Annotated in this window: 16 protein-coding genes; 2 read left to right on the forward strand and 14 right to left on the reverse strand. The window is 68.1% G+C overall.

Translation table 11 applies throughout. The features are described from left to right. Positions 1-39: 39 nt before the first annotated feature. Genes AC07VX_RS07070 through AC07VX_RS07080 form a run of 3 tightly spaced genes read right to left on the reverse strand, consistent with a single transcriptional unit; the run spans position 40 to position 2,237 of the window. A complete protein-coding gene (locus AC07VX_RS07070) occupies positions 40-744 on the reverse strand; it encodes an SDR family NAD(P)-dependent oxidoreductase (RefSeq protein WP_493164035.1) in 705 nt (234 codons plus the stop codon). Next, positions 745-1,335 carry an RluA family pseudouridine synthase gene (locus tag AC07VX_RS07075; RefSeq protein ID WP_493164037.1) on the reverse strand — a complete coding sequence of 197 codons (591 nt, stop codon included), beginning with the start codon at positions 1,333-1,335 and terminating at the stop codon, positions 745-747. After that, positions 1,335-2,237 (reverse strand): DMT family transporter, encoded by a 903-nt coding sequence (locus tag AC07VX_RS07080; RefSeq protein WP_493164039.1) that lies wholly within the window; start codon positions 2,235-2,237, stop codon positions 1,335-1,337. The genes AC07VX_RS07075 and AC07VX_RS07080 overlap by 1 nt, the downstream gene beginning before the upstream one ends. Positions 2,238-2,301: 64 nt before the next feature. Here AC07VX_RS07080 and AC07VX_RS07085 point away from each other — a divergent pair, with 64 nt between their 5' ends. After that, positions 2,302-3,288, forward strand: a complete 987-nt coding sequence (locus AC07VX_RS07085; RefSeq protein ID WP_493164041.1) for a quinone oxidoreductase family protein — start codon at positions 2,302-2,304, stop codon at positions 3,286-3,288. Between the two features lie 16 nt (positions 3,289-3,304). On the opposite strand, the gene AC07VX_RS07090 is transcribed toward AC07VX_RS07085, so the two are convergent. The 3 genes from AC07VX_RS07090 to lspA all read right to left on the reverse strand — a co-directional run bounded on the left by AC07VX_RS07090 (position 3,305) and on the right by lspA (position 6,131). Next, on the reverse strand, positions 3,305-4,780 hold the full coding sequence (locus tag AC07VX_RS07090; RefSeq protein WP_493164043.1) for a sensor histidine kinase: 1,476 nt from the start codon (positions 4,778-4,780) through the stop codon (positions 3,305-3,307). A 63-nt stretch (positions 4,781-4,843) separates the two neighbouring features. After that, positions 4,844-5,656 carry a DUF2189 domain-containing protein gene (locus AC07VX_RS07095; protein ID WP_493164045.1) on the reverse strand — a complete coding sequence of 271 codons (813 nt, stop codon included), beginning with the start codon at positions 5,654-5,656 and terminating at the stop codon, positions 4,844-4,846. After that, positions 5,640-6,131 (reverse strand): signal peptidase II, encoded by a 492-nt coding sequence (lspA, locus tag AC07VX_RS07100; RefSeq protein ID WP_493164047.1) that lies wholly within the window; start codon positions 6,129-6,131, stop codon positions 5,640-5,642. Before lspA ends, AC07VX_RS07095 begins: the two co-directional genes overlap by 17 nt. A gap of 113 nt (positions 6,132-6,244) precedes the next feature. Here lspA and AC07VX_RS07105 point away from each other — a divergent pair, with 113 nt between their 5' ends. Then, positions 6,245-6,751, forward strand: a complete 507-nt coding sequence (locus AC07VX_RS07105; RefSeq protein WP_493164049.1) for a DUF1269 domain-containing protein — start codon at positions 6,245-6,247, stop codon at positions 6,749-6,751. A gap of 6 nt (positions 6,752-6,757) precedes the next feature. Here the strand turns inward: AC07VX_RS07105 and ileS are convergent, their stop codons facing one another. The 8 genes from ileS to prsT all read right to left on the reverse strand — a co-directional run bounded on the left by ileS (position 6,758) and on the right by prsT (position 18,368). Beyond that, the gene (gene ileS / locus AC07VX_RS07110; protein ID WP_493164051.1) at positions 6,758-9,580 is read right to left on the reverse strand and encodes an isoleucine--tRNA ligase; all 2,823 of its coding nucleotides are present in this window, start codon (positions 9,578-9,580) and stop codon (positions 6,758-6,760) included. Positions 9,581-9,653: 73 nt separating this feature from the next. Continuing rightward, the gene (locus AC07VX_RS07115; RefSeq protein ID WP_493164052.1) at positions 9,654-10,670 is read right to left on the reverse strand and encodes a bifunctional riboflavin kinase/FAD synthetase; all 1,017 of its coding nucleotides are present in this window, start codon (positions 10,668-10,670) and stop codon (positions 9,654-9,656) included. Positions 10,671-10,675: 5 nt separating this feature from the next. Further along, complete coding sequence (locus tag AC07VX_RS07120) at positions 10,676-11,413, reverse strand: pseudouridine synthase (RefSeq protein ID WP_493164053.1); 738 nt, start codon at positions 11,411-11,413, stop codon at positions 10,676-10,678. Next, positions 11,410-11,958, reverse strand: coding sequence for a DUF3617 domain-containing protein (locus AC07VX_RS07125; protein ID WP_493164054.1), 549 nt, complete (start codon positions 11,956-11,958; stop codon positions 11,410-11,412). The genes AC07VX_RS07120 and AC07VX_RS07125 overlap by 4 nt, the downstream gene beginning before the upstream one ends. Positions 11,959-11,974: 16 nt before the next feature. Next, positions 11,975-13,102, reverse strand: a complete 1,128-nt coding sequence (locus AC07VX_RS07130) for an acyl-CoA dehydrogenase family protein (protein WP_493164055.1) — start codon at positions 13,100-13,102, stop codon at positions 11,975-11,977. Between the two features lie 14 nt (positions 13,103-13,116). Beyond that, the gene (locus tag AC07VX_RS07135) at positions 13,117-14,316 is read right to left on the reverse strand and encodes an acyl-CoA dehydrogenase family protein (protein WP_493164056.1); all 1,200 of its coding nucleotides are present in this window, start codon (positions 14,314-14,316) and stop codon (positions 13,117-13,119) included. Between the two features lie 150 nt (positions 14,317-14,466). After that, the gene (locus AC07VX_RS07140) at positions 14,467-15,390 is read right to left on the reverse strand and encodes a PEP-CTERM sorting domain-containing protein (protein ID WP_493164057.1); all 924 of its coding nucleotides are present in this window, start codon (positions 15,388-15,390) and stop codon (positions 14,467-14,469) included. A gap of 170 nt (positions 15,391-15,560) precedes the next feature. Further along, on the reverse strand, positions 15,561-18,368 hold the full coding sequence (gene prsT, locus AC07VX_RS07145) for an XrtA/PEP-CTERM system TPR-repeat protein PrsT (protein WP_493164058.1): 2,808 nt from the start codon (positions 18,366-18,368) through the stop codon (positions 15,561-15,563). Positions 18,369-18,411 lie beyond the last annotated feature (43 nt).

An 18,411-nucleotide genomic window follows, 5' to 3' on the forward strand; every position in this document is an offset into this window, starting at 1 on the left:
GGGAAGCGAGCTGCAAGCTGCAGGCTCTATTCAGCATTTTCAAGCGTCCCGGATGTCTGCGACGACGGTTTTTCCGAAGTCTGGCCGCATGAGAAAGCTGATGATCGAGGTCGCCGTCGTGTCGGCCGTCTGCAGCTGGCCGCCATCCTTGAGGCCCTGGAAGCGGGCCTGCTCGGTGAAGCGGGCGGGGTCGGCGCCGCGCAGCTGGACCTGCATGTCGGTGTCGATGACGCCCGGTGCCAGGGAGACGACGCCGATGCCGGGCTCCTCCAGCGCCAGCGCGCGGCTGAGGTGGTCGAGCCCTGCCTTGACGGCGCAGTAGGCGGCGCTGCCGGCCATTGCGCGGCGGCCCAGGCCCGAGGAGACGTTGAGGATGCGGCGCACCGGCACGCCCGTCGTCTCGGCGAGGAAGACGCGGCTCAGCAGCGCCGGCGCCTCCAGCCCCACGCGCAGCGCCGCCGACAGCTCGGCCAGCCCCGTTTCCGCCAACGGGCCAGGCTGGCTGAGCAGGGCGGCGTTGTTGACCAGCGTGGCGCTCTGCCAGCCGCCGTGGGTGCGCAGCCAGGCCTGCAGGCGCTCGGCGGCAGGCAGCGGGTCGGCGAGGTCCAGCGTCCACTGCTCGGCCTGCAGGGCCGGGTTGGCGCGGCGTGCGATGCCGATGACGCGGTGGTCGGGCGCAGCGAGCTGCTGCACGAGAGCCGCGCCCAGGCCGCGGGAGCTGCCGGTGACGATGTAGAGGTGCATTCAGAACTCCGGGGGGCAGATGAAGTGGTGGCCGGCGACCTGCAGCTCGCTGGCATGCAGGAGCAGGCGCGAGCTGGCGGCGGCGATGTCCGGCGCTGCGTAGAGTGCGTCGCCGAGGATGGCATGGCCCAGGTGTGCGAGGTGGACGCGCAACTGGTGGCTGCGGCCCGTCAGGGGCTCCAGCGAGACGCGGGTGTGTGGGCCCTCGCGGGCCAGCACGCGCCAGCGCGTCTGCGACGGCTTGCCTCGGGCGAGGTCGACCTGCTGGCGTGGCCGGTTGGGCCAGTCGGCGGCCAGCGGCAGGTCGATCAGCCCGTCGCCTTCAAGCATCCCGGCGACGACGGCAACGTAGCGCTTGCCGACGCGCCGCGCGGCGAAGTCGGCACTGAGCTCGCGCTGGGCATCCGCGCCGCGGGCGAACAGCAGCAGGCCCGAGGTGGCTTGGTCGAGCCGATGCACCACGAGGGCATCAGGGAAGAGCGCCTGCACTCGGGCGCTCGCGCAGTCGGGCTCGATGCGGCCGGGCACGCTGAGCAGGCCGGCAGGCTTGTCGATGACGACCAGTCGGTCGTCGGCATGAATGACGTGCATCAGCGGGAAGACACGACGATGCCCGCCGCGATCAGCGCGAAGGCCAGCCCGTGATACCAGGCAGGTGCCACGCCCAGCAACGCCGCCGAGATGACGGCGGCGAAAACGGGCGTCAGGTTGACGAAGAACCCCGCCAGCGCTGGCCCGGCCTCGGCCACGCCGATACCCCAGCAGCGGTAGGCGATCAGTGACGGGCCGATGGCGACATAGGCCAGCACGGCCAGCAGGGTGGGGCTCCAGTGAATGGGGGCAGGCGCCACGACCTGCTCCACGCCGGCCGCAACACCCGAGAAGACGACGCCGAACATCAACTGCGCCATCAGCGCCTCCGCCCAGTTCCAGTCCGGCTTCTCGCCCGGCCGCAGTCCCGGCGCCGGCCGTGCCAGCATCCACGAGTAGACGGCCCAGGTGAAGATGGCCACCAGCATCAGCAGGTCGCCCGGCACGAAGTGCACGGCCAGCAGCGCGGCCGGGTCGCCGCGCGCGATGACGACGGCCACCCCCAGCAGCGACAGCACCGCGCCGGTCAACTGGCGGCGCTTGGTCCGCACGCCGTAGAACAAGGCCCCCACGCCAAGCATCCATACCGGCATGCTGGCGGTGATGAGCGTGACGTTCAGCGGCGACGAGGTGTGCAGCGCCAGGTACTGCAGCGAGTTGTAGCAGCCCATGCCGAGAAAGCCCAGCCAGGCCAGGCCGCGCCAGCGCGCCAGCGCCTCGCGCGGGTCCGCCAGCAGCCGGCGCGCCAGCGGCGCGAGCAGCACCAGGGCGAGCAGCCAGCGCAGGCCGTTCAGCGTCATCGGCGGGATATCGTTGCGCACCAGCCGGCCGACGACCGCGTTGCCGGCCCACAGCAGCGGCGGCAGCGTCAACAGCAGGGCAAGGCGTGGGGTCAGTTTCATCGGGCGGCTGCGCGCGCGGCAAAGGGCTGGCACGATAGCCGACAACGCAACAAGGAGAGCTGTGATGAGTGAAAAGGCCGTGGTCATCGACGCCCCGGGCGGTCCGGAACAACTGAAGCTGGTGGACGTCGACGTGGGCGCCCCCGGTCCCGGCGAGATCCGCATCCGACACCAGGCCTGCGGGCTGAACTACATCGACGTCTACCACCGCAACGGCACCTACCCGCTGGCCCTGCCGGCGCGCTTAGGAATGGAGGGCGCGGGCGTCGTCGAGGCGGTGGGCGAGGGCGTCACGCATCTGAAGGCCGGCGACCGTGCCGCCTATGCCAGCCAGCCGCCGGGTGCGTACGCGACGGTCCGCGTGATGCCGGCCAAGTGCGTTCTGAAGCTGCCCGACGCGATCAGCTTCGAGACCGGTGCGGCCATGATGCTCAAGGGCCTGACGGTGCAGTACCTGCTGCGCAAGACCCTGCCCCAGGGCGGGCTGCAGGCGGGCGACTTCGTGCTCTTCCATGCCGCGGCGGGTGGCGTGGGCCTGATCGCTTGCCAGTGGGCGCGGGCGCTGGGCCTGCAGCTAATCGGCACGGCCGGCAGCGACGACAAATGCCGGCTGGTGCTGGAGAGCGGCGCGACGCATGCAATCAACTATCGCAGCGAGGACTTCGCCGCACGGGTGAAGGACATCACCGGCGGCCGCGGCGTCAAGGTGGTCTATGACTCCGTCGGCGCGGACACCTGGGAGGGCTCGCTGAACAGCCTGGCGCCCTTCGGCCTGCTGGCCAGCTTCGGCGCGGCCTCAGGCCCGGTGCCGCCCTTCAGCGTGGGCACGCTGGCGGCCAAGGGCTCGGTTTACGTGACTAGGCCGACGCTGTTCACGCATATCGCCACCCGCGAGGCCACGCAGGCCATGGGCGACGACTTGTTCGCCATGGTGGCCGGCGGCCGGGTCAAGATCCACATCGACCGGCGCTATGCACTGGCCGACGTGGCCGAAGCCCATCGAGACCTCGAAGCGCGCCGCCTGACCGGCAGCGCGGTGTTGCTGCCCTGAGCGCGCCGGCTGCGGCTCACATGATGCGCCGCAGCGCGATCTCGAAGCTGAAGCAGGAACCGAGGCCGGGGGTGCTTTCGACGCTCACGGCGCCGCCCATCAGGGCCACCAGGCGCTGCACGATGGTCAGGCCCAGGCCCGTGCCGCCGTAGCGGCGCGTGATGCTGCCGTCGGCCTGGATGAAGGGGTCGAAGATCAGGCCGATCTGCTCGCGCGTCATGCCGATGCCGGTGTCCGTCACGGCGCCGCGCAGGCGCAGGCGGGCGGGCGGGTCATCTTCTTGTGCCTCGGCCAGCGCGATCTCGATGCGCACCTCGCCGTGCTCGGTGAACTTGAGGGCGTTGCCGACGAGGTTGATGAGCACCTGGCGCAGGCGCAGCGCGTCGCCCACCAGCCAGGACGGCACGCCGGGCTGCACCCGCGTGTGCAGCTGGATGCGCTTTTCGTGGGCCTGCAGCAGCAGCGGCTGCAGGGCTTCGCCCAGGCAGTCGTGCAGGCTGAAGGGGGCCTCCTCGATGATGATGCGGCCGGCCTCGATCTTGGCTACGTCCAGCAGGTCGTTGATGATGGTCATCAGCCCCTTGGCGGACTGGTGGGCCATGCTGATGAAGCGGCGCTGGCGTTCGTCGAGGTCGGTCTGCAGCACGAGCTCCGTCAGCCCCAGCACGCCGTTCATCGGTGTGCGGATCTCGTGGCTCATGTTGGCCAGAAAGGAACTCTTGGCCTGGCTGGCCGCCTCGGCGGCCTCGCGCGCGGCGACAAGGGCGGCCTGGCTGGCCTTGAGGTCGGCGATGTCGCGGGCGTTCAGCAGCAGCACCGTGTCGCCGGTGACCGGGTCGCGCATCGGCCGCGCGTCCAGCGCATGCCAGCGCACGCCGTCCAGTGTTTGCAGTTCGACGTCCTGGCGGCAGGCCTCGCCGCGCAGCACGCGGTTGTGGATGCTGTCGGCGTCCAGGGGGTAGGCGAACAGGCGGCTGAACTCGCTGCCACCGACCGGCGGCGGCGTGTCGCCGAAGGTGAGCGCCGCGGCGGGGTTGCGCATCAGCAGCTCGCCGGAGCCGGAACCGTGCAAGCCGAAGACGGCGATGCGCACCGAGGTGTGCTGCAGAGCCTCGACGCCGCGCAGCATGGCCAGGTCGGCGCCGCCGCCCAGCGAGTCGGCGGCGAACAGCATGACCTGGCGGCGGTCGGGCGTGCGCATGCCGCGCGAGACCAGCATCACCGTCGTCGGTTCGCCCTTGGGGTATAGCGTCCACTGCTCGCGCACGATCTTGCCCTGGGCGTGATCGGCCGCCGTGACGGCCAGGCGCTCGCGCACGGCGTCGCCATGCTCGGAAAAGTCGCGCGACAGGAATTCCTCGGCGCTGTCGGCATGCCAGAAGCGCAGGGCCGCGGCATTGGCCCAGAGGTTGCGCTGCTGGTCAGGATCGAAGACCCACAAGGGGACGTCGAGCCAGTCGTAATGGCTGAGGCTGGCGAAGTCGAGGAGCATGGGGGCGGCAATCGGCGCGCGATTGTCACCGCATGTCACAGCGGGTTGCCGTGAACTACTGCGCTATACGGCTTGCCCTTGACCCAGCGCAGCCCGGTAGGCGTGCCAGCTGGCGTGCCCCAGCCAGGGCCCGACGACGAGCAGGCCGGCAAAGCAGGGCAGCATGGCCAGCACGGTCAGCGTCGCCACGATGGCGCCCCACAGCAGCATGACGGCGGGCTGGGTGAGGCAGAGCTTGAGGCTGGCCAGGCCGGCGGTGACGGCATCTGTGTCGCGGTCCAGCAGCAGCGGCATGGCGATGACGCTGACCGCGAAGATCAGCCCGGCGAAGACGGCACCCACGGCGAGGTAGGCAGTGACGAAGCCCAGCGTGTCGGCGCTCAGCAGCTTGTGCAGGGAGCCTGCGAAATCGGGCATGCCGTTGAAGCTGACCGCGAAGACGACCAGCGCCGCCCGGCCCCAGAGCATCTCCAGGATGAGCAGCACGAAGCCGAAGATAGCGATCTGCCTGACGTTGGTCATCCAGGCGCCGAGGGCGTCCTCGATGCTGGGCTTCTCGCCGCGCTCCAGGCGCAGGCTGACCTGGTAGAGCCCCAGGCACAGCAGCGGCCCCAGAAGCACGAAGCCGGCGCACAGGGCCAACGTGTAGATGGGGGCGTGGCGGAACACCATCAGCACCGCCAGGCCCATCAGCGCGAAGCAGGCACCGAAGAAGCCGCCGATGGCCGGGGCGCGGCGCAGGTCGGCCCAGCCCAGCCTCAGCCAGCTGATCGGTGCCAGCAGTGGCAGGTGCTGCAGCTTGGGGCCGAGCTCGACGGCGGGCTCGGGGACGTAGGGGACGTAGCCGGGGGGATTGGGTTCAGGTGCGTCGGACACGGCGCAGTTCATCCAGGATCAACAGGATGGCACCGATGGTGATCGCACTGTCCGCAACGTTGAAGGCGGGGAAATACCAGCCGCCCGCGTGGACCTGGATGAAGTCGACGACGTAGCCGTGGATGGCGCGGTCGATGACATTGCCCAAGGCGCCGCCGAGGATGAGGGTCAGCGCCCAGGCGAACAGCTTCTGGTGGCCGTGGCGGCGCAGCATCCAGGTGATGAAACCGGCAGCCGCGAGGCCCAGACCGAGGAAGAACCAGCGCTGCCAGCCCGAGGCGCCGTGCAGGAAGCTGAAGGCGGCGCCGTAGTTGTGAGCGCGCACGAGGTTGAAGAAGCGGGTGACTGGATGGACGTCACCCAGCTGGAAGGCACCCAGGATCAGGATCTTGGTGAACTGGTCGGCCAGGATGATGACGGCGGCGATTAGCAGCCATTGGGTCAGGCCGGCGGGAGCAGAGGAGCGGGAAGCCATGGGCAGCAGTGCGATGCGAGGGGCGTCAATGTAACTTGCCCGCGGCGGCGGGCTTGTAGGCGAAGGAGAAGCGGCGTAGAAGCGGAGTTCTCCCTTTGTCCCTGGAGGACACCATGCGCAAACGCATCTACTGGCTGCTGCCCGATCTGGGCAGCGCGCGGCGCACGATGGACGAGCTGCTGCTCGCCCGCATCACCGAGCCTCACATCCACTTCGTTGCCACCGAGGGGGCTCCCATGGACGGCCTCCATGCGGCGAATGTGCTGCAGACCTCGGATCTCGTCGAGGCGGCCCAGAGCGGAGCGCTGATCGGCTCAGGCCTGGGAGCGGCAGGTGGCGTGGCGGCGGCGCTGGCCATCAGTGCGGCCTCGCCGGCGGCCGTCGTCATCGGCCTTGCGGCCCTGGGCGCCATGCTGGGCACATGGTCGTCCAGCATGATCGGCAGCTCCACGCCGAGCCGGCGCCTGAAACGCTTTGAGGAAGCCCTCGCCGACGGGCAATACCTGCTCATCGTCGATGTGCCGCGCACGCGCGTTATCGAGATCGAGCGCCTGCTTGAACGCACCCACCCCGAAGCGCACTTCGAGGGGATGGAGCCGAACGTGCCCGCCTTCCCCTGACGGGGATCAGGCCACGGTGCGGGTCTCGCCCGCGCCGTGCAGATTGCTGTCGCAACGCCCGCACAGCGTCGGGTGGGCCGGGTTGCTGCCCACATCGGCGCGGTAGTGCCAGCAGCGCTCGCACTTGGCATGGGCACTGGGCGTCACGACCACGCCGAGCTGCGCGGCCGACACCAGCTTGACCGCCGACGTGATGAACACGAAGCGAAGGTCCGCGCCCAGACTACGCAACAGCGCTTCGTCCTGCTCGTTGACCTGCAGCACCAGCTCGGCCTGCAACGAGGCGCCGACGGCACCGGTCACGCGCACCGCCTCGATGGCCTTGTTGACTTCGTCGCGGATCTCGTGGATGCGGGTCCATTTGGCCAGCAGGCCTGCGTCGGTCGCGCCGAAGTTCCAGTAGGTCTCGGTGAAGATGCTGTCGCCCTTGGTAAAAACCTGCCACGCCTCTTCAGCGGTGAAGCTGAGGAAGGGCGCCATCCAGCGCAGCATGGCGTGCGTGATCTGCCACAGCGCCGTCTGGGCCGAGCGGCGGGCCAGGCTCTTGGGTGCCGTCGTGTAGAGGCGGTCCTTCAGCACGTCGAGGTAGAAGGCGCCGAGGTCTTCGGAGCAGTAGACCTGCAGCTTCGCGACGACCGGGTGGAACTCGTAGCGCTCGAAGTGGCCGAGGATGTCGGCCTGCAGTTCGGCCGCACGGGCCAGGGCGTAGCGGTCGACTTCCAGCAGGTCTTGGGCAGCGACCATGTCCGTCGCCGGATCGAAGTCGCTGACGTTGGCGAGCAGGAAGCGCAGCGTGTTGCGGATGCGGCGGTAGCTGTCCACCACGCGTGCGAGGATCTTCTCGTCCAGGCCCAGGTCGCCCGAGTAGTCGGTCGCGGCCGTCCACAAGCGCAGGATCTCGGCGCCGAACTTGTCCGACACGGCTTGCGGGGCGACGACATTGCCCATGGACTTGCTCATCTTGCGGCCCTGGCCGTCGACGACGAAGCCATGGGTCAGCAGGCCCTTGTAGGGCGCGCGACCGTAGAGGGCGCAGGCGATCAGCAGCGACGAGTGGAACCAGCCGCGGTGCTGGTCGTGACCTTCGAGGTAGAGGTCAGCCTCGGGGCCGCTGTCGTGGCCGGCGCCCTTGTGGCTGCCCTTGAGCACATGCTCGAAGGTGGAGCCGGAGTCGAACCAGACGTCCAGGATGTCGTTGCCCTTGGTGTACTGGGCTGCTTCGGCGCCCAGCCATTCGGCGGCGTCGAGCTTGGACCATGCTTCGATGCCGTTCTGCTCGACGAGCTGGGCGGCGCACTCGATGAACTCCAGCGTCTTGGGATGCGCCTCGCCCGTGTCCTTGTGCAGGAAGATGGGCAGGGGCACGCCCCAGCTGCGCTGGCGCGAGATGCACCAGTCGGGTCGGCCGGCGATCATGTCGTGCAGGCGGGCGCGGCCGTTCTCGGGATAGAAGCTCGTCGCCTCGATGGCGGCCAGGGCCGTTTCGCGCAGGCTCTTGGGAGCCTTGTCGGTCGTGAACAGGCCGTCGCCCTCGTCCATGCGCACGAACCACTGCGCGGCGGCGCGGTAGATGACGGGCGTCTTGTGACGCCAGCAGTGCGGGTAGCTGTGGGTCAGCTTGGACTGGGCCATCAACCGGCCGTTGTCCAGCAGCGTCTGGGCGACGACCGCATTGGCCTTCCAGATGTGCTGGCCACCGAACAGCGGCAGGTCGGCCGCATAGGCGCCGTTGCCCTGCACGGGGTTCAGGATGTCATCGAAGGCCAGGCCATGGGCGACGCAGCTCTGGAAGTCGTCCAGGCCATAGGCGGGCGCGGAATGGACGACGCCGGTGCCGTCCTCAGCGGTGGCGTAGTCGGCCAGGTAGACCGGGCTTTCGCGGTCATAGCCGGGGTGGACTGCGCTCAGCGGATGCTTGAACTTCAGCAGTTCCAGCTTGCGGCCGGGCACCGTCGCCACGGCCGTGCCCTCGAGTTGCCAGCGCGCCAGGCACTTCTCCACCAGCGCCTCGGCGACGACGAAGTAGCCTTTGGGCGTGTCGACCAACGCGTAGGGCAGCTCGGGGTTGAGGTTGAGCGCCTGGTTGGCCGGGATGGTCCAGGGAGTGGTCGTCCAGATGACGGTGAAGGCGTCCTTGGTCAGCGGCGCGACACCAAATGCCGCGGCCAGCTTCTCGGGCTCGGCGGACAGGAAGGCCACGTCGACCGCGGGCGACTGCTTGTCGGCGTACTCGATCTCGAACTCGGCCAGCGACGAGCCGCAGTCGAAGCACCAGTAGACCGGCTTCAGGCCGCGGTAGACGAAGCCGCGTTCGAACAGCCGCTTGAGGACGCGGATCTCGCCAGCCTCGTTGGCGAAGTTCATCGTCTTGTACGGGTTGTCCCACTCGCCCAGCACGCCCAGGCGCTTGAAGTCGCTGCGCTGGCCGTCGATCTGCTCGGTGGCGTAGGTGCGACTCTTGGCCTGCACCTCATCGCGCGGCAGGCCGCGGCCGAAGGTCTTTTCGATCTGGTTCTCGATGGGCAGGCCGTGGCAGTCCCAGCCGGGGATGTAGGCCGCGTCGAAGCCCGCCAGCTGGCGCGCCTTGACGATCATGTCCTTGAGGATCTTGTTGGCGGCGTGGCCGATGTGGATCTGGCCGTTGGCATAGGGCGGGCCGTCGTGCAGCACGAACTTCGGAGCGCCGCAGCGGGCATCGCGCAGCCGCTTGTACAGGCCTTGCTCGTCCCAGGCCTTGACCCAGCCCGGTTCGCGCTTGGGCAGGTCGCCGCGCATGGGGAAGGGCGTGTCGGGCAGGTTGAGCGTGGAGCGGTAGTCCGGGGTGGTCATGGCATGCGGCCAGGCGGGCGGGCCTGGCGATTCGGAATTCGGGAGGGCGAGCGAGGAGCGGCGGAGAGCCGCTTCAAATTCGGTCGCGCGTGGTCTGGCGGCGCTGGGCGGCGTGGGTGGCCAGGAAGGCGCGCGCTGCAGCCGTGTCGGCGCGGATGGCGGCCGTGAGCGCTTCCAGCCCGTCGTACCTGGCTTCGTCGCGAAGTTTGAGCAGCAGTTCCACGCGGGCAAGTTTACCGTAGCCCCCCTCGGCGGCCAGGGGCCAGTCCAGGCAATGGACTTCGAGCAGCACGCGGCCGGCGTCTTCGACCGTGGGCCGGTTGCCCAGGCTGGCCACGCCGGGCAGGGGCTCGGGCGTCAGGCCATGGACGAGAACGGCGAAGATGCCGTGGGCGGCCGGCTTGTCGTGCGGAAAGCGCAGGTTGAGGGTGCGAAAGCCGTCGGCAGCGCCGGGGGTGGTCTCGCCCAGCTGGCGGCCGAGCTTGCGGCCATGAGCGACGTGACCGGAGATTGCATAGGGCCGGCCCAGCAGGGCTGCGGCCTTGGTCATGTCGCCGGCGGCCAGGGCCTCGCGCACGGCCGAGCTGCTGACGCGCAGGCCGTGCACCTCGTAGCTCATCATGCGGGCGACGTCGAAACCGCGGGCCTGGCCGGCGGCGTCCAGCGTGGCGTAATCGCCCTGGCGCTTGGCGCCGAAGCGGAAGTCGTCGCCGACGAGGACGTAGCGCGCGCCCAGTCCGTCGACGAGCACCTGGCGGATGAAGTCCTGAGCGGGCAGCGAGGCCAGGGCCTCGTCGAAGCGCAGGATGACGACCTGGTCGATGCCACAGCGCTCCAGCTCGCCCAGTTTGTCGCGCAGCGGCGCAATGCGGGCGGGGGCGAGTTCCGGTTTGCCGGCCTTGGCGGCGAAGAAGTCGCGCGGATGCGGCTCGAAGCTCATCACGCATGTCGGCAGGCCGCGATGTCGGGCCTCCGACTGCAGCAAGGCCAGCATGGCCTGGTGGCCGCGGTGCACGCCGTCGAAGTTGCCGATGGTCAGCGCGCAGGCGGGTGCGATGCCGGGGTGGTGGAAGCCTCTGAAAACTCGCATCGCGCCTATTGTCCCCAGACCTCGGCCGGGCTGGCGACCCAGCGCCATTCCCCCGGCTTCAGGTCGGCCGGCAGGCTCAGCGCACCGAACTGCGGACGGTGCAACGCCTCCACGCGGTTGCCGACGGCGGCGACCATGCGCTTGACCTGGTGGTACTTTCCTTCGATGAGAGTCAGCCGCAGCAGGGTGTCGTCGACGATTTCCGCGCCTTCGGCCTTGCTGATCTCGGGGGGGCGCTGGAACTTGCCGGCGACCTTGCCCTCAGGCTCCTTCAGCTCGACGCCGGCCAGCAACTGCTCGACCATCGCCGCCGTCAGCGGATGCTTGCAGCGCGCCTCATAGACCTTGGGCACATGGTGCTTGGGCGATGTGAGCTTGTGGATGAGCGTGCCGTCGTCGGTCAGCAGCAGCAAGCCGGTCGTGTCCTCGTCCAGGCGACCGATGGGCTGCACGCCGCGCTCGCGCAGTGGCGCCGGCAGCAGGCTCAGCACGCTGGGATGGTGCTTGGGCTTTTGCGAGCATTCATAGCCGGCCGGCTTGTTGAGCAGCACCAGCGCCTTGTCGAAGCAGGGCCATTCCTGGCCATTGACGGAGAAGCGAAGCCCCGCCGTCTCGAACTCGGTATCGGGCTCTTCGACGACTTCGCCGTTGACGCTGACCTCACCGTGCCACACCAGCCCCGCGCACAGGCGGCGCGTCCCGAAACCCTGGCTGAACAGGATCTGCGAAAGCTTTTGCTTCAAGGCCTGGCCTGGGAGGACTTCATCGGCTGCACGTCGCCGCAGTCGGCACCGAGCCAACGCCCTTCACCGCTCACCTTGGTGGTTTCCGTCTTGCCCTGGCGCTGACGGCGGATGGTCACATCGTTCGCGAATCCTTCATTGCCGCGCAGCGTCACCGTCGCATCGCCCTCGGAAGCGGGGTCGGTGCAGACGAAATGGGTCTGGATGGTGCTGCCGCTGCGCTTGATGTCCTGGGTGCAGTTGCCGTGGTGGTTCACGGGCGCCATGTTGCGCTCGGCCTGCTCCTTGGTGATGCAGGTCTTGATGGTGATGGCGCCGCCGGCCATGTTCATGCTGACGCCGCGCTGGGCCATCATCTGTTCCATCATGCGGCGTTGCTCGGGAGGCATGGACTCCATGGCCTTCTGGCCCTGGGCCATCTGGGCCTGGCGGGCCGGGTCGAGCTGCGGTGTCTGCTTGAACTCCCACAGCCCAGGCTTCATCGTCTGGGCGTGGGCACTGCCGGCCAGCAGACCAGCGAGCAAAATGGCGTGGGCGAACTTCATCGGGTGACCTCCAGGGTCAGGCAAACACCCCCGCAGTGTCCTGCATCCGGGCACTGACTTCACCCAGGTGATGCATCGTGTCGCCCCATTGCATCTCCATGACGGTCAGGCGCTTGAAGTAGTGGCTGCCGGCGTACTCGTCGGTGACGCCGATGCCGCCGTGCATCTGGGTGCACTGCTGACCGACGAAGCGCATCGAATTGCCGAGCTGCACCTTGGCCTGCGACAGGGCGCGGCGGCGCACCAAAGGCGCGTCGCCCAGGCGCAGCGTGGCGTAGTAGCTCATCGAGCGGGCGAGTTCGAGCTGCATCTTCACATCGGCCGTGCGGTGGCGCAGGGCCTGGAAGCTGGCGATGGCGACACCGAACTGCTTGCGGGTGTTCAGATAGTCAACGGTCAGCGCGAGGTATTTCTCCATGACGCCGATGGCCTCGGCCGCCTGGGCCGCGATGCCGATGTCGGCGGCGAGCTCCAGCAGGGCCAGGCCCTGGTCGGGGCCGGCAATGAGCTGGGCCGGCGTGTTGTCGAGGTGGACCTCGGCGGCTCGCGAGCCGTCGAAGAGCGAGTAGGGGCGGGTATGCACGCCGGTCGCGGAACGCTCGACGAGGTAGAGGGCGATGCCTTCGGTGGCGTCATCGGCACCAGCGACGCGGGCCGGCACGATGAAGGCGTCGGCCAGGTCGCCGGCTGGCACCAGGCTCTTCACCCCGGTCAGCTTGCCGTCGACGGCACGGGTGGTGACGCGGTTCAGGCGGTAACGCGATTTGGCTTCCTGGTGGGCCAGCACCACGAGGGCGTCGCCACCGGCGATGCGAGGTAGCCATTCGGTCTGCAGCGCTTCAGGGGCCTTGCTCAACAGGGCCGGCGCGATCAGCGCGCCCTGGGCCACCGGCTCCATGACGAGACCGCGGCCAAGTTCTTCCATGACCACCATCGCCTCGACGGCGCCGAAGCCCAGGCCGCCATGAGCCTCGGGCACGGCCAGCGCGGTCAGGCCCAGCCCGGCGAGGCCTTCCCAGACAGCGCGGTCGAAACCGCCAGCGCGTTCGATCTGCGTGCGGCGCTCGAAGGCGTAGTCCTTGTCGACAAAGCGGCGCACGGCATCACGCAGGGCTTCTTGGTCATCAGAGAAATCGAAATCCATTTGTCTTGCCTCCCTTAGCCGAGCACCGTCTGCGCGACGATGTTGCGCTGCACTTCGTTGGAACCGCCGTAAATCGTCGTCTTGCGGACGTTCAGGTAGTTGCCGGTCAGCGGGATGGCGTGCGAGGCACCGCCAATCCACGCGCCACCCAGCCACTGATCACCCTGCCAGCCGCCCTCCATGGCCTCGTGCACATGCGGCAGGGCCAGCGGGCCGCCGGCCAGCATCATCAGCTCGGTGTAGCGCTGCTGCAGCTCGCTGCCGCGGATCTTCAGCAGGCCGGCGACGTCCAGCGGCTGCTTGCCGGTGCGCTCGCCGGACAGCACGCGCAGCACCATCATCTCCAACGCCACGACATCAACCTCGCACAGCGCGATCTGGTCGCGAAAGCGCGCGTCGTCCATCAGGCCTTCGGCCTTGGCGATGCGCTTCAGGCGCTCCAGCTCGCGCTTGGCACGGTTCACATCGGCGATGTTGGTGCGCTCGTGGGAGAGCAGGTGCTTGGCATAAGTCCAGCCCTTGTTCTCCTCGCCGATCAGGTTCTCGGCCGGCACCTCCACGTTGTCGAACCAGACTTCGTTCACCTCATGCTCGCCGTCCAGCATGATGATGGGCTTGACGCTCACGCCGGGCGACTTCATGTCGATCAGCAGGAACGAGATGCCGGTCTGCGGCTTGCCTTCGCTGGACGTGCGCACCAGGCAGAAGATCCAGTCGCCGTACTGGCCCAGGGTCGTCCAGGTCTTCTGGCCGTTGACGATGTATTTGTCGTCTTTGCGCTCGGCGCGGCATTTCAGCGAGGCCAGGTCGGAGCCCGAGCCGGGTTCGCTGTAGCCCTGGCTCCACCAGACCTCGCCGCTCATGATGCCCGGCAGGAAGCGCTGCTGCTGCTCCGGCGAGCCGAAGGCCATGATGACCGGCGCAACCATCACCGGACCGAAGGGCACGATGCGCGGCGCGCAGGCAAGGGCGCATTCCTCCTCGAACAGATGGCGCTGCACGGCGTTCCAGCCCGGGCCGCCGAACTGCTTGGGCCAGGCCCAGCCATGCCAGCCCTTGGCCCCGAGGATCTTGGCCCAGCGCTGGAGATCGTCCTTGTTCAGGCGCAGCGCGTTGCGCACCTTGTGGGCGATCTCGGCCGGCAGATTGGCGCGCACCCAGTCGCGCACCTCGGCGCGAAAGGCCAGCTCCGCATCGGTGAAGTTGAGGTCCATGTCTCGCTGCGTTGTCGTGATGGGAATGCCGGTCTTTTTAGCACGGTCGTTCGCATCCTGGCTGTCCGGCCAGGGACAGGGCCGCGAGCTGGGCCTGAAAAACAAAAAGGCGCTCCTAAGAGCGCCTTTTCAACTCGGCCGGAAACCGGTTCAGGCCGCCTTGGCTTGGCGACGGCGCAGGCCGGCGACGCCGAGCAGGGCGACGCTGGTCAGCGCGAGCGTGGCAGGCTCCGGAACCGTGACCGTCGTGCCACTGCAGACGCCACTGCTGGAGATGGAGCCGGTGCACTTGGCGCCTGCTGCGGCATAAAGCTTGAAGTAGTCGTCGCCGACAGTCAGTGAGCCGCGGTTGTCGACGCCGGTACTCTGAGTAAATCCTGAGTTGTAGGCCGTGATCAACCACCAGGTAGAGGTCTTGCCGTCCTTGTTCACCGAGTTGTAGGGGTTGCTGGTGTCCTGGATAAAGTCACCATAGTTGCCCACCAACTCCCACCCGGTCATCGTGCCGGCTACCGTGCCGGACAAGGTCGGGGCGCTGGCACCAGTCCAGCGAAACACGGAAACGTCAACAGTTTTGCCGAGCGAGGTGGTGCCGCCGCCGCAACTCGTACCGTACGTCATGGCGCCGGTCGTGTTGTTCTTGCATGCCAGCTCGGGGGAGGTGGCCGTGCTGTCGACGAAACCCAGGCCGATGCTGCTAAGGACCGTAGACGCGCTGAAACTCAGCAGCACGCCTTCCGTGTTGAGGTTGTTGTCGAGGGCGTGATACGGCGACCCACTGTCGGTGCCCGTTGTCATGCCCTGCCCGCCGCCGCCGTAGTCATACAGCGTGCTGGCAGCCCAACTGCCAGACAGCTTGTTGGACGCGTTCAGAGTGTTGGCAACGTAAAAGCCAGACATTTGAACGGTGTAGGCGGCGTTGCCGCTGTCGCCGTACTTGGTGGCCGTGCTGGTGGTCGTGGTAGTGCCTGCCGCGGCGGTGTCCAGGGCCCAGTAGGCTTGCGCGGTGCCGCTCCAGGCGAGACCAGCGATGAGCGCGGTCAGGGCGGTCATGCGGATGGCGCGGACTTTCATTTAGTTTTCCTTGGTTGTCGCCAGACGGCGGTCAAATTTCAATTGATATGTCAGCAAATTCAATGCCAGCACAAAAATCTCGTTGCCGCTCAACGGCTTGCGGATCTAGCTCCTTGGCTCTGATAAAAATTGTAAGGACAACCGACAACGGCGCCAGGGGTTTGGGCCCCTCAGTTGAGGGTGGTCAGCAATTTCTTCGCTTCGTCGGCCGAGGCAAAACCCACATTCGTCCTTAGCGCGGCGTTCAATTCCTCGCGCGCCTCTGCCTTGCGCCCGGCTTTCGCGAGGACGGCGGCCAGGTGGTAGCGGATCTCTGGCACGTCGGGCGCACGCAGCCGCGCTTCGCGCAGCAACTGCAGGGCGCGCTCGCCGTTGCCGGCCAGGTGGTTGGCCCAGCCGGCGGTGTCCATGAGTTTCGGGTTGCGGGTGTCGACCTTGTAGGCGCGTTCGGCCATGGCCACCGCACCGGGGTCCCTGGTTTCCATCAGGATGTTGGCCAGGTTGTTCAACGTCTCGGCGTGATTGGGCCGGAGTTTCAGGATCGCTTCGTATTGCTTGCGGGCCGACGCGAAATCGCGGGTGCGCAGGTTCTGTTCGGCGACGGCGTTGCGCACGGCCAGGTCGCTGGGGTTGCGCTTGAGCCAGGCATCGCCGAGTTCGATGGCGGCCTTGGGGCCGCTCTGGTTGCCGACGGCGCGCATCAGCCGTGTCAGGCTGGCCTGCGACTTCTCGATGTCGTGCGCCTTGCGCAGCGCGTCGATGGCCGCCATGGCCTGGCCGCGGTGGGTCGCCACTTCGGCCAGCAGGTTGTAGCCGATGGCCGCCTTGGGCGCGGCCTGGATGACCTGCCTGGCGCGCTGCTCGGCCTTTGTCGCGTCACCCTGGGTCAGCTCGATGCTGGATAGCATGGCCATGGCGGGCATGAAGTCGGGATTGCCGCTGAGCGCCTTGTCCAGGCTGTAGGCGGCACCGCTGTAGTCCTTGATGCCGATCTGCTGGCGGGCGACCTCCAGCAGGCGAGAGGCATCGAAGGCGGCTCGGCGGGCGGCATTGGTCAGCGTGGTCTTGGCGCCGGGCGTGTCGCCGTTGGCGGCCTGGGCGCCGGCATAGGCCTGCAGTGCCTCCACGTCCTCGGGCAGCTTGGCCAGCAAGACCTTGGCCGCATCGACGGCGCGTGCTGGCTGGCCCTTGCGCAGATGCCAGGCAACAAGCGCGAAGTTGGCACGCGTCTCGCGCGCACCGCTCGCGTCGGCGGCACTTTCCAGCCATTTCTGGGCCTCGTCGTCCTTGCCCCAGCGCTCGTGCAGCAGCGCGAGTTCGAACAGCACGCTGTTGTTGCGCTCATCACCCTTCAGAACTTCGCGCAGCCGCTTGTTGGCGGCGTCGAAATTGCCCGTCACGGTGTCGATGCGCGCCAGGCCGAGGCGGGCCTCCGTCAGCTTGGGATCGAGCTTCAGCGCCTTCTCGTAGCCGGCGCGGGCGCCCGGGTAGTCGCCCGCCTGGGACTTGGCGTAGGCCTGCACCATGAGGACGGTGGCATTGTTCGGATTCGCGCGCGCCAGGTTGTCGGCAACGGCCAGGGCCTTGGGCGCCGCGCCTTCGCGCAGATGCAGCGTGATCAGCGCCAGCCCGGCATAGGTCTGCTTGGGATCCGCTTTGTAGGCCTTGGCCAGTTCGTCGGCCGCCGGTGCAGACTTGCCGCTATGGAGCAGCGACAGGCCCAGCGCGGTCCGGTATTCCGGGGAGTCCTTGGCCTTGATGGCTTCCTGCATCAGCGCAACGGCGCGGGCATGCCGGCCCTGGGCCATGTGGGCCGAGGCGAGCATCAGCAGGGCCTGGCCATCACCCGGCCGGGCTTTTACATAGGGCTCGAGCAATTCGACGGCGCGGTTGGCGTTGGGCTCGCTCAGTGCCGCCTGGGCAAGCAGCTTGATCAGGGGGCTGCCCGGCTGCTGGCGTGAGGCCAGCTCCAGGAAGGGCTTGGCCTTCTCCATCTCATCGAGGCTGTAGTGCGCCAGGCCGTTGAGCATCAGCAACTGGGTGCGGTAGCGGATGTATTCGATGGGAACGGGGTCGAGCAGGTCGGTGATCCGCTTCAGCGCTGCCCGCGAAGTCGGCCGGTCGTTGGCGCGATCGGCCAGCACGGCCCGCAGGTAGGTGCCGCGCGGATCATTGGGCTTGATGGACTGCAGTTCATTGATCTCGGCCAGCGCATCCGCGTCACGGTTCAGGTCGAGCAGCAGACCGGCCCGCGCCAGATGCGCTTCGGCGTGCTTGGGTTCGGCCTTGATGGCGTGCTCGTAGCCGGCCAGTGCCTGTGTAATCTGGCCTGAGGCGTGGTGAACGGCAGCCTTCTGGTAGAGCGCCTCGGCGCTGTCCGGCGCGAGCTTGAGGGCCTGGTCGGCCGCGGCATGCGCCTCCGTGAACTGTCGATTGCGCACGCGCAGCGGCACTTCGGCGATCCAGCTGTTGACCTCGTTGCTGTTCAGTGCACGCGCACCCAGCACGGTGGCCAGTGCGCCCTTGCTGTCGCCCAGGTCGGACTGCGCGGCGGCCCGCTCCAGCAGCAACTGCTGCTGGATGCCGGGCGGCAGGCCGGCGGTCTGCAGGCGCGGGTCGTCCAGCATCTGTGGCTGCTTGCCCTGTGCGTTCATCGCCATCGCCAGGGCGACGACGACCTCGGCGCGATTGACGCCCAGGCGGATAGCTTCGCCCAGCTCGACCTCGGCTGCCGCCGGTTCGCTATTGGCCAGCAGCGCCTTGCCCAGCAGCACGTGCACGGGCAACTGGCGCTTGTCGGCCTGCAGCGCGTTCTTGAGCTGGATGATGGCCCCGGGGATGTCGCGCTTCTCGTAGCGCTGCAAAGCGTCTTCGTAAAAGCGGGAGGCTTTGGCCGCATCCTGGGCCATGGCGACGGGGGCGCCGGCGATCAGCAGGGCGGCGAGCAGGCCGTGAAGCGAGGCGGATTGACGGGTCATCGAGGCGGGCCGGCTGGGGTGGGCGCCGGATTCTTGCAGAAGC

It is taken from the genome of Roseateles sp. GW821-FHT03B02 (genome assembly GCF_059421025.1).

Bases quoted from the DNA above. Each gene is read 5' to 3' on its own strand.
- AC07VX_RS07070 (WP_493164035.1), bottom strand. From the start codon at position 744: ATGCACCTCTACATCGTCACCGGCAGCTCCCGCGGCCTGGGCGCGGCT.
- AC07VX_RS07075 (WP_493164037.1), bottom strand. From the start codon at position 1,335: ATGCACGTCATTCATGCCGACGACCGACTGGTCGTCATCGACAAGCCT.
- AC07VX_RS07080 (WP_493164039.1), bottom strand. From the start codon at position 2,237: ATGAAACTGACCCCACGCCTTGCCCTGCTGTTGACGCTGCCGCCGCTG.
- AC07VX_RS07085 (WP_493164041.1), top strand. From the start codon at position 2,302: ATGAGTGAAAAGGCCGTGGTCATCGACGCCCCGGGCGGTCCGGAACAA.
- AC07VX_RS07090 (WP_493164043.1), bottom strand. From the start codon at position 4,780: ATGCTCCTCGACTTCGCCAGCCTCAGCCATTACGACTGGCTCGACGTC.
- lspA (WP_493164047.1), bottom strand. From the start codon at position 6,131: ATGGCTTCCCGCTCCTCTGCTCCCGCCGGCCTGACCCAATGGCTGCTA.
- AC07VX_RS07105 (WP_493164049.1), top strand. From the start codon at position 6,245: ATGCGCAAACGCATCTACTGGCTGCTGCCCGATCTGGGCAGCGCGCGG.
- ileS (WP_493164051.1), bottom strand. From the start codon at position 9,580: ATGACCACCCCGGACTACCGCTCCACGCTCAACCTGCCCGACACGCCC.
- AC07VX_RS07115 (WP_493164052.1), bottom strand. From the start codon at position 10,670: ATGCGAGTTTTCAGAGGCTTCCACCACCCCGGCATCGCACCCGCCTGC.
- AC07VX_RS07125 (WP_493164054.1), bottom strand. From the start codon at position 11,958: ATGAAGTTCGCCCACGCCATTTTGCTCGCTGGTCTGCTGGCCGGCAGT.
- AC07VX_RS07130 (WP_493164055.1), bottom strand. From the start codon at position 13,102: ATGGATTTCGATTTCTCTGATGACCAAGAAGCCCTGCGTGATGCCGTG.
- AC07VX_RS07135 (WP_493164056.1), bottom strand. From the start codon at position 14,316: ATGGACCTCAACTTCACCGATGCGGAGCTGGCCTTTCGCGCCGAGGTG.
- AC07VX_RS07140 (WP_493164057.1), bottom strand. From the start codon at position 15,390: ATGAAAGTCCGCGCCATCCGCATGACCGCCCTGACCGCGCTCATCGCT.
- prsT (WP_493164058.1), bottom strand. From the start codon at position 18,368: ATGACCCGTCAATCCGCCTCGCTTCACGGCCTGCTCGCCGCCCTGCTG.